The 9,290-nt window shown below is 62.8% G+C and carries 8 protein-coding genes; 4 read left to right on the top strand and 4 right to left on the bottom strand.

Annotated features, from left to right (window positions below; translation table 11 throughout):
* The first annotated feature begins 34 nt into the window (after nt 1-34).
* Entirely contained in the window at nt 35-445 is a 411-nt protein-coding gene (locus PRZ03_RS22605; protein ID WP_273602373.1) for a hypothetical protein, read from the top strand.
* 15 nt (nt 446-460) lie between these two features.
* Here PRZ03_RS22605 and PRZ03_RS22610 read toward each other — a convergent pair whose 3' ends face one another.
* Both PRZ03_RS22610 and edd read right to left on the bottom strand, forming a co-directional pair.
* Nucleotides 461-1,093 (bottom strand): bifunctional 4-hydroxy-2-oxoglutarate aldolase/2-dehydro-3-deoxy-phosphogluconate aldolase, encoded by a 633-nt coding sequence (locus tag PRZ03_RS22610; RefSeq protein ID WP_273602374.1) that lies wholly within the window; start codon nt 1,091-1,093, stop codon nt 461-463.
* Between the two features lie 37 nt (nt 1,094-1,130).
* Nucleotides 1,131-2,948: a phosphogluconate dehydratase gene (gene edd / locus PRZ03_RS22615; RefSeq protein WP_273602375.1), complete on the bottom strand. Its 1,818-nt coding sequence runs from the start codon at nt 2,946-2,948 to the stop codon at nt 1,131-1,133.
* Nucleotides 2,949-3,177: 229 nt separating this feature from the next.
* On the opposite strand from edd, the gene PRZ03_RS22620 reads away from it, so the two are divergent.
* The 3 genes from PRZ03_RS22620 to PRZ03_RS22630 are packed head-to-tail and all read left to right on the top strand — an operon-like array spanning nt 3,178 to nt 7,779.
* Nucleotides 3,178-4,755 carry a phospholipase D-like domain-containing protein gene (locus PRZ03_RS22620; RefSeq protein WP_273602376.1) on the top strand — a complete coding sequence of 526 codons (1,578 nt, stop codon included), beginning with the start codon at nt 3,178-3,180 and terminating at the stop codon, nt 4,753-4,755.
* 6 nt (nt 4,756-4,761) lie between these two features.
* A complete protein-coding gene (locus tag PRZ03_RS22625) occupies nt 4,762-6,606 on the top strand; it encodes a bifunctional UDP-sugar hydrolase/5'-nucleotidase (RefSeq protein WP_273602377.1) in 1,845 nt (614 codons plus the stop codon).
* Nucleotides 6,607-6,663: 57 nt separating this feature from the next.
* Nucleotides 6,664-7,779, top strand: coding sequence for a hypothetical protein (locus tag PRZ03_RS22630; protein ID WP_273602378.1), 1,116 nt, complete (start codon nt 6,664-6,666; stop codon nt 7,777-7,779).
* On the opposite strand, the gene PRZ03_RS22635 is transcribed toward PRZ03_RS22630, so the two are convergent.
* A complete protein-coding gene (locus PRZ03_RS22635; RefSeq protein WP_273602379.1) occupies nt 7,764-8,483 on the bottom strand; it encodes an ABC transporter ATP-binding protein in 720 nt (239 codons plus the stop codon). The two genes, PRZ03_RS22630 and PRZ03_RS22635, sit on opposite strands and share 16 nt — an antisense overlap.
* Nucleotides 8,484-8,495: 12 nt before the next feature.
* The gene (locus PRZ03_RS22640) at nt 8,496-9,272 is read right to left on the bottom strand and encodes an ABC transporter ATP-binding protein (RefSeq protein WP_273602380.1); all 777 of its coding nucleotides are present in this window, start codon (nt 9,270-9,272) and stop codon (nt 8,496-8,498) included.
* Nucleotides 9,273-9,290 lie beyond the last annotated feature (18 nt).

The following is a 9,290-nucleotide window of genomic DNA, read 5'->3' on the forward strand; positions in this document are numbered from 1 at the left end:
TGTTTGCTAACCATTAACTCCTGAGACAGTAACGATGCCCGGCTGGTCCCAACATGGCAGCTATAGCTTGCGCTGGCAAGGTGATGTGCTGATGGCCGTTTACAGCGGCGCGTGGAATGAGCTGGCGGCGCAGAACCTGCACCGCGAGGCGCGCGCCCTGTGGATCGCGAGAAGCGGCGCGCCCTGGGGGCTGCTCAGCGACGCGCTGGATTGGGAGGGCGGCACGCCAGAGGCGCTAGAGGCCTGGTGGCGTTTCTTCGAGGACGGCGTCCACCACGGCATGGTGGCCGTGTCTGATGTTCTACCTTCGCGCTTTCATGCTGTGATGGTGCGCAATTTGGCCGAGCGGGCGCTGCGCTTGGCGCCCTATCGCAGTTCGGCCAGCGTCGAAGAAGGTCTGGCCTGGCTCGCCGAGCAAGGCCTGAGCATCTCCGATGCCGAGTAGGCCTTTGCCTGCGAATTAACGCTTGATCGCAGCGGCCTCAAGTGCCAACTTGGTGATGCGCGCCCAATCACCGGCGTCCACCGCATCTTGCGGGGTCAGCCAAGAACCACCACAAACCTTGACGTTAGGCAGGCTCAAGAACTGCGGAGCAGTTTCCAGCGTGATGCCACCCGTCGGGCAAAACGCCACGTCCGGGAAGGGGCCGCCCAAGGCCTTGAGCAAATTGATGCCGCCCACCGCCACGGCCGGGAACAGCTTCAAAAAGTTGTAGCCGGCGGCGTTGGCCTGCATCACTTCGCTGGCGGTCGACACGCCCGGCAGCAAGGGCAGGCCTTGCTCGGTGCAGGCCGCGCCGATCGCATCGGTGAAACCGGGGCTGACGCCGAACTGGCAACCTGCATTGCGCGCTGCGCGCACATCTTCGACCGTGCGCAAGGTGCCGGCGCCGACGATGGCCTCGGGCACGGCGCGCGCCATCGCTTCCATCGCCTGCAAGGCGCAGGCCGTGCGCAGCGTCACCTCCAGCACACGCACGCCGCCGGCCACCAAGGCCTGGGCCAAAGGCACGGCATCTTCCAGACGTTGGATCACGATGACGGGAATAACCGGGCCGAAACTCGCCAGGCTGAGGGTGTTGGTGATGCTCATGGGTGCTCTCCTAATTTGTTATTGAATGTCAATTGACTCAAAGCCAGCTGACGGCGCCTTCTTCGGCGCTCTTGACATTGCGGCGCATGCCGGCAAACAGCTCGCGGCCCAGGCCGTGGCCGTTCTCGACCACTTGCTCGGGCGTGATGGTGGCGAGTTCACGCGCCGCCCACTCATCCGCCGGCACCAAGGCCAGCAATTCGCCGCTGACCGCATCCATGCGCACCACGTCACCGTCACGCAGCCGGGCCAATGGGCCACCGGCCAAGGCCTCGGGCGAGACATGAATGGCGGCCGGCACCTTGCCCGAAGCGCCGCTCATGCGACCGTCTGTGACCAGCGCAACCTTAAAGCCTTTGCCCTGCAGAACGGCCAGCGGCGGCGTGAGCTTGTGCAGCTCAGGCATACCGTTAGCTTGTGGTCCCTGGAAGCGCACGACGACGATCACATCACGCTCCAACTCACCCGCCTTGAAGGCGGCCAGCATCGAATCCTGGCAGCTGAAGATGCGCGCAGGCGCTTCGACGATATGGCGGTCATCGGGCACAGCCGAGGTCTTGATCACCGCGCGGCCCAGGTTGCCGTCCAGCAGCTTCAGGCCGCCAGTGGCGCTGAAGGGAGCGTCGGCCTTGCGCACCACAGCTTCATCGCCACTTTGCGGGGCCAGGTCTTGCCAGACCACCGAACCACCCTCACCCATCGTCGGCAAGCGGCCAAACGGGCGCAGCGAATCGCCGGCCACGCTCATCACGTCGGCATGCATCAGCCCTGCGTCCATCAACTCGCGGATCACAAAAGCCGGGCCTCCGGCATCCTGGAACTGGTTCACATCGGCTGCACCGTTCGGGTAGACCCGCGACAGCAGCGGCGTCATGCCGGACAGCTCCGAGAAGTCGCTCCAGTCAATGATGATGCCGGCAGCACGCGCCACCGCCACCCAGTGAATCAGGTGATTGGTTGAGCCGCCGGTGGCCAAGAGCGCCACCATAGCATTGACGATCACCCGCTCGTCGACCAAACGGCCAATCGGCGTGTAGCGCATCTTGTGGGTGATGGCCAAGGCGTTGCGCACCGCTTCCCGGGTCAGCGCTTCGCGCAGCGGGTCGTGCGGATGCACAAAGGCGGCACCCGGCACATGCAGCCCCATCGCCTCCAACAACATTTGATTGCTGTTGGCAGTGCCGTAAAAAGTGCAGGTGCCGGCGCCGTGATAGGCGGCAGACTCGGCCTTCAAGAGCTCGTCACGGCCGACCAAACCCTGCGCGAACTTCTCGCGCACCTTGGCTTTTTCATTGTTCGGCAGGCCGCTGCTCATGGGCCCGGCCGGCACAAAGATGCAAGGCAGATGGCCGAAGTGCAAGGCACCGATCAAGAGGCCCGGCACGATCTTGTCGCAGATGCCCAAGAGCAGCGCGGCGTCAAACACATCATGGCTGAGGCCAATGGCCGTGCTCATCGCGATGTTGTCGCGCGAGAACAGGCTCAGCTCCATGCCGGGCAAGCCCTGCGTGACGCCGTCGCACATGGCAGGCACGCCGCCGGCCACTTGCACGGTGGCGCCCTGCTTGTGGGCCTCGTCACGGATCAGCGCCGGGTAGACCTCATAAGGCTGGTGAGCCGACAACATATCGTTGTAGGCGGTCACGATGGCCAGATGCGGCGCTTTTTCGGCCACGATGCGCAGCTTGTCATTGGCCGGCATTGCCGCCACCGCGTGCGCCACATTGGCGCAACCCATGCGCTCGATCCCGCGCTTGCGGCCGGCCATGCGGTCAATGCCCGCCAGATAAGCACTGCGGGTAGCGGCGCTGCGCTGACGAATCCGTTCGGTGACGGCGAGGAGTGTCTTGTTCATTTACACGACCGATGTAACTCGGAGAGGTGAAAGTTGGTAACCATATTACAAGATTCGACCGACCCACGGGTTACAAGCGAGGTACGAAAAGGTCTTTCGCGCAAGTATTTATGCTGACGCCACGCACTTTTAGCATTCATTCAAACAAGGCTGAATCAGAGACCAAGCAAGCCTAGTTCACATCCACACTGCTACTATTCTCGGCGTCAATTTTCACCGCCTTGTTTCGATGCGATCCAATTTGATGTCACAGCTTGGGCCATGGTCGCGTCGCGGTTTTTTGCTGGGCGCAGCGTTGCTTCTCGCGGCCTGTGCGTCGGCGCCGCTGCCTCTGCCGCCTAAGCCCGCGCTGGCCTATGCCGCTGCGCCTAGCGCCTCCGGGCCATTGGCCGAACTGGAAACTCTATGGACGGAAAAGCATGGCGACAAAACATCCGGTTTTCGCCTGCTGGAGAAAAACTCCGAAGGCCTGAAGTGGCGGCTCGCGTTGATTGACCAAGCCAGCCACAGTCTAGATTTGCAGTACTACGTCTGGTTTGGTGACGCGAGTGGCCAACTCTTGATGGCCCGGGTGATTGCGGCCGCCGAGCGCGGCGTCAAGGTGCGCATGCTGTTTGACGACCTCAGCACCATGCTGCGCCGCATGAGCTCGCCCGAGCTACGCGATGATTTACTGGCCCATATCGACTCGCACCCCAATATCCAGATCCGTACCTTCAATGCCTGGCAGCAACGTGACTGGTTAGGCCGGGTGGCCGAAGGCGCGGCCGACTTCGAACGCCTCAACCGGCGCATGCACAACAAGCAAATGATTGTGGACAACCGGGTCGCCATCATCGGCGGGCGCAATATCGGGGACGAGTATTTCGGCCTGCTGGCCGAGTTCAGTTTCCATGATCTGGACGTGCTGGGCGTCGGGCCTGTGGCTCGCCAGGCCAGCGCGGTATTCGATCGCTACTGGAACAGCGACTGGGTGCGGGCGATTCCACCGGGCAACAGTCAGTCAAAAGGCCGCGTGACGCCTGCCTCCTTGGAAATGCCCGAAGCCGCCGCTGCCCATCCGGCCGTGCAAGAGCTGTTGGCCGGACGGCACAGTTGGGCCAGTGAATTTGCCAATCTGAGCCCCTCCTTGACGCAAGGCCGCAGCGAAGTTCACACCGATTCACCCTCGCGGGCCGCAGGCACACACAACCATATGCCTGAGGCCTTTCGCGCGCTGATGCGCTCGGCGCAAAAAGAGGTGCTGATCACCAACGCCTACATCATCCCGGATGCAAATTTCATGAGCGACCTGGCCGAGTTGAACGGGCGCGGCGTGACGGTGCGCATTCTGACCAACTCGCTGGCCTCGCACGATGTGCCGGCCGTCAACGCGCATTACGAGGACTGGCGCAAGCCCATCTTGCTGACCGGCACCCAGCTGTATGAGCTGCGACCCGACGCCGCCATCAAGGCCGACTTTGTCGACACCCCACCGGTGCGCAGCGAGTTTGCCGGCCTGCACACCAAGGCGATGGTGATAGACCAAACGCGCAGCTTCATCGGTTCCATGAATCTGGACCCGCGCTCCGAGGTGATCAATTCGGAGATGGGCGTCATCATCGAAAGCCCTTTGCTCGGCGCCGCGTTGGCCACCCGCATGGCCCGCGATATGACAGCGGGAAACAGCTGGGCCTTGCAGCTCAGCCCCGCGAACACCGTTCAATGGAAGAGCGACGGCCCGGCGCTGGATCAAGCCCCGGCACGCAGCCCATGGCAACGCATACAGAGCTGGTTCTTCAAACTGCTGCCGGCCAGCTACTACTGAAAACTCATGCAGCGCACCCTTTGCTCCTACTCTCGTCTCGCTTTGCTGAGCTGCTTGTTGGGCCTGATCGGCCTGATTGGCTTGAGCGGCTGCGCCAGCTTTGCGCCACAGCCGGCACCGGATGTCGAGCCTGCTAGCAACTATGTCGAGCTGACCACCCCCATCGTGGCGCTGGGCGACACCCAAGAGCATGAACCGACCGGCTGGCCGCTGTATGACAACGACAGCGCGGTGGATGCCTATGTGGAGGTCGCGCAGCGCCCGCCCGAGCAGCCGTTGTTCGGGCGGCGCATCATGGAATGGGCGCTGCAGGCCCACCCGGAGGAGAACTTTCTGCATCTCGGCGATGTGCTGGACATGTCGTGCCGCTCCGAGGCGCAGCGCATGAGCAAGGTCTTCAACGCGGCGGGCCGTGCTGGCGCCATCCTGCCGGGCAATCACGACGGGCTGATGTTCGGCATTTACGGCTACAGCATTCTTGATGATGTCTTGAACCGTGACGCGCAAAAATGGAATCAAGCCTGCCGGCGCGGCGCCTCGCTGGAAGACAAGGCCCACAAAACCGAAAACGAGGCCTTCAGCAAGCGCGACTTCATCCAGATGTATTTGAGCGGTCAGGCGGCCGTGCCGAGTCAGCCCGGTATCAAGCTGCCGCCCGCCAAAGGCAAGCACCGGGTCAGCTGGCGCAACCCCAACACCGCTGCGTTCTTGAGCGGCATCGAAGCCCATGTCCTGGACGGCTATGCCTACGCCGACTCCTTCTTAGCGCAGCGCCTGCAACTGCCCGCAGCACCCGGCGCCAAGCGCCGCGTGATCGTGATCGGCCTGGACACCAACCAGGCCGGCGCTTTGGTCAGCAGCTGGGACACCTTGATGGGCCGCAGCCCCGGCAGCATTGGTCATGTCAATCTGGACCAGATTCGCGCCGTCAGCCATTGGGTCAGCGAGGCCAAGCGAGATGGCGACTTGATCGTCTTTGCCGGCCACCACAACTGGCGGGGTTTGGGCCTGCCGTCCAGGCTTTTACTGCGTGGCCTGATGGCTGAGCTTGATCATCCCTTGGTCTATTTGTCGGCCCACACGCACCGGGGCTTTTGGGCCGCGCACCGCGAGCTCGACCCCAGGCCGGTGCTGGAGCTCAACGTCAGCTCGCTGTCCGATTGGCCGATTGCCTACCGACGGGTGAGCTTTGCCTACGACGAAGTAGCCAATCGCATCCAGGTGCGCGGCGAGTTGATGCCGCATGGCGAGCAGCCGGTGCAAAGCGATGCCGATCTGCTGGCCGCCTGGGAGGCGCAGACCTGCGGCACGCTGGGTGTGCCGGTGGAAGACATTCGCGAGGTGGACCATGCGCTGGTGCGCAAGCAACGCGAATCACGCGGCAACGTGGTCAAGTGGCTGCTCAGCCGCTTTGGGCCGGAATGCAAGGACTGCGACAGCGATCTATACGAACATGCCCATGTCTATCAAGACGCGATGCTGGATGCGATTTTGCAGGTCAAGGCTTTTCTCAACGCCGACACGCGAGCCCTGATTCGCACTGAGTTCCCGGCCTGGTGCAGCGGCAGCAATTTTGTGGAATGCATATCTGCCCTGAAGGCCGAGCAGCCGGCGGACCATGCCGCAAAGGTCGACCTGTTTCGCCGCAAGGCCAAGCTGGTGGATCTGCTGGGCGGCCATCTGGACGACCTGACCGAGCCACGCGCCAAGGCCTATATGACTTGCCGCGCCGTGCAAGCGGCCAAGCTCGACTTTGATGCCACCGAAGAAACGCGTAACGAGAACCGCAGCGAAGCCAAGCGCCGCGCGGAGCGTTTCTTTCTGACCGAAGCCAGCGTCGGCATGCGCTGAAGGCCCATGATCTCCGAGATGATATTTCGCACTCCGACGCCCCTCCCTCGCCTCGCATTGGCCCTCACCGTGCTGTGCACCGGCTGCGCCAGCTGGGTGGCGCCACCCGATGTGCTGAGCCCGCATCCCATCGTCAATTTGCCCATCGCCGCGGCCGGCGTGAAGGATGAGCGGCAGGCCTTTGCCGCACTGTTCGAGCAAGAGGTACAGGCTTACCCGGGCCCGAAGCCGCAAGCCTTAGGCGCTTGGTTGCATGGCATTGACGAACAAGCACCAAAAAAACCTGACGACCTGGACGAAGTAAACCGACGCTTTGCCGAGCAAGCGCCAGCCACTGCGGTGCTGCTGGTGCCGGGTCTGTTTGCCGATTGTTTCGAGGACCAATCGGTGCCTTTTGGCGACGGCTTGGTCAGAGAGACCGGCCTGAACCGCAGCGAGGCCTACCGTCAGTATGCGGATTTAGGTTTGGCCGGCATTCGCTCGGTCGCCGTGGCGGGACGAGAGTCCAGCGAGGCCAATGCGCTGCGGGTCGCCGAGGCGATTCGGCAAGAGGCCGCCCGGCCCGAGGTGAAGCGCATCGTGCTGCTGGCCTACTCCAAAGGTGTGCCTGACAGCTTGCGCGCCCTGGCTCTGTTGCAAAGCCAACAAAGCTTGCCCGCCGCCCTCACCGACCTGATTTCGGTCGCCGGCGTGGTGATGGGCACCCGCTTGGCAGATCATTTCGAGGGCATGTTCGAGAGCCTGTCGACCCGCATCGATCCCTTTGGCTGCTCGGCCTCCGATGGCCGGGAAGTCAGCAGTCTGACCCAGCGCGAAAGCGTGGCCTGGCTGGTGGCTCATCCGCCGCCGGCCGAGCTGCGCTACCACTCGGTTGTCGGATTTGCTCAGAGTACCGAAATCGGCATCTCGCTGCGCCCCTTCAATGCGGCGCTGAAAAATATCGACCCGCGCAACGACGGCCAGTTACTTAGTCGGGACGCGATTCTGCCCGGCAGCAGCCTCTTGGCCGAGGCCCGCGCCGATCATTGGGACATTGCCCTGCCGCGCGAGCGCCACCCCAGCAGTCTGATGCGCGCCAGCACCAGCGAACGCGGCTACCCTAGAGAAGCCTTGTTCCGCAGCCTGGTCAAGTGGGTGTTGGCAGCGGAGCCGGGCGCTCACTCACCCAAATAAGCTGCCCTGACCTTCGGGTCATCCAGCAGCGTCTTGCCCTCGCCCGTCATCGTCACCAGGCCCGACTCCATCACATAGCCCCGGTTGGCAATCTGCAGCGCGCGGCTGGCGTTTTGTTCGACCAACAAAATCGTCACGCCCTGCTTGTGGATGTCGTTCACGACTTCGAAGATCTTGTCCACCATGATGGGGCTCAAGCCCATCGAGGGCTCGTCCAAGAGCAAGACCTTGGGCTGCGTCATCAAGGCGCGGCCCATCGCCAACATCTGCTGCTCGCCGCCCGACATCGTGCCAGCCAGTTGCAGCCGCCGCTCTTTGAGGCGAGGGAAGATAGCGAACACCTTGTCGATGTCGTCCTCGATGCCTTTTTTATCACTGCGGATATAGGCGCCCATCTGCAGGTTCTCGGTGATGGTCATGCGCGTGAAGGTGCCGCGCCCTTCCGGCACCATCACCAGGCCTTGTTTGACCAGATCCCAGGCACCCTGGCCCTTGATCGATTTGCCCATGTACTCGATGTCACCGGCGGCGACCGGCTGCAGCCCGGTCACGGCCTTGAGCGTGGTGCTCTTGCCCGCACCGTTGGCCCCGATCAGGCTGACCAGCTCGCCCTGCGCCACTTCGAAGTCCACGCCCTTGACGGCCTGGATGCCGCCGTAGGCAACCTTGAGTCCGCTGACTTTGAGTAATATGTTTGCTGTCATTTGGCTGCTCTTTCAGTGGTTCTTGTGACCGGCGCCCAGATAGGCTTCGATCACTTTCTCGTTGCGCTGCACGTCGTACGGCGTGCCTTCGGCAATCTGCTTGCCGTAGTCCAACACCGAGACGCGGTCGCACAAGCCCATCACCAACTTCACATCATGTTCGATCAAGAGGATGGTGCGGCCGTCCTTGCGGATGCGGTCGATCAACTCTCTGAGCACCACCTTCTCGGTCGCGTTCATGCCGGCGGCAGGCTCGTCCAGGGCGATCAGCTTGGGGTCGGTGGCGAGTGCTCTCGCAATCTCCAAGCGGCGCTGGTCGCCGTAGCTGAGCGTGCGGGCTTTGAACTCGGCGTACTTGCCGATGCCGACATAGTCCAGGAGTTCTTGTGCGCGCTTGGCAATCGCGGCCTCTTCGCTCTTGAAGCCGGGCGTGCGGAAGATCGCCCCCAATAACCCCGAGCCGGTGCGGATATGGCGCCCCACCATCACGTTCTCCAGCGCCGTCATCTCGGAGAACAACCGGATGTTCTGGAAGGTGCGTGCGATGCCAGTCTTGGCGACTTCATGCACGGCGGTCGGCGCATAAGGCGCGCCGCCCAGCTCGAAGGTTCCGGCATCCGGCGTGTACAGGCCGGTGATGACGTTGAAGAAGGTCGTCTTGCCGGCGCCGTTGGGGCCGATCAGGCCGTAGACCTGGCCCTTGTTGATTTGAATGCCGACGTCGGCCAGCGCTTGTAGGCCACCAAAACGCTTGGAGACTCCGGCGACTTTGAGAATAACTTCGCTCATGGGATGCTCCTCAAGGGT

This window comes from Roseateles albus (assembly GCF_028595345.1).
Lineage (GTDB): Bacteria > Pseudomonadota > Gammaproteobacteria > Burkholderiales > Burkholderiaceae_C > Paucibacter_A > Paucibacter_A albus.

Bases quoted from the DNA above. Each gene is read 5' to 3' on its own strand.
- PRZ03_RS22640 (WP_273602380.1), bottom strand. From the start codon at position 9,272: ATGAGCGAAGTTATTCTCAAAGTCGCCGGAGTCTCCAAGCGTTTTGGT.
- edd (WP_273602375.1), bottom strand. From the start codon at position 2,948: ATGAACAAGACACTCCTCGCCGTCACCGAACGGATTCGTCAGCGCAGC.
- PRZ03_RS22610 (WP_273602374.1), bottom strand. From the start codon at position 1,093: ATGAGCATCACCAACACCCTCAGCCTGGCGAGTTTCGGCCCGGTTATT.
- PRZ03_RS22620 (WP_273602376.1), top strand. From the start codon at position 3,178: ATGCGATCCAATTTGATGTCACAGCTTGGGCCATGGTCGCGTCGCGGT.
- PRZ03_RS22635 (WP_273602379.1), bottom strand. From the start codon at position 8,483: ATGACAGCAAACATATTACTCAAAGTCAGCGGACTCAAGGTTGCCTAC.
- PRZ03_RS22625 (WP_273602377.1), top strand. From the start codon at position 4,762: ATGCAGCGCACCCTTTGCTCCTACTCTCGTCTCGCTTTGCTGAGCTGC.
- PRZ03_RS22605 (WP_273602373.1), top strand. From the start codon at position 35: ATGCCCGGCTGGTCCCAACATGGCAGCTATAGCTTGCGCTGGCAAGGT.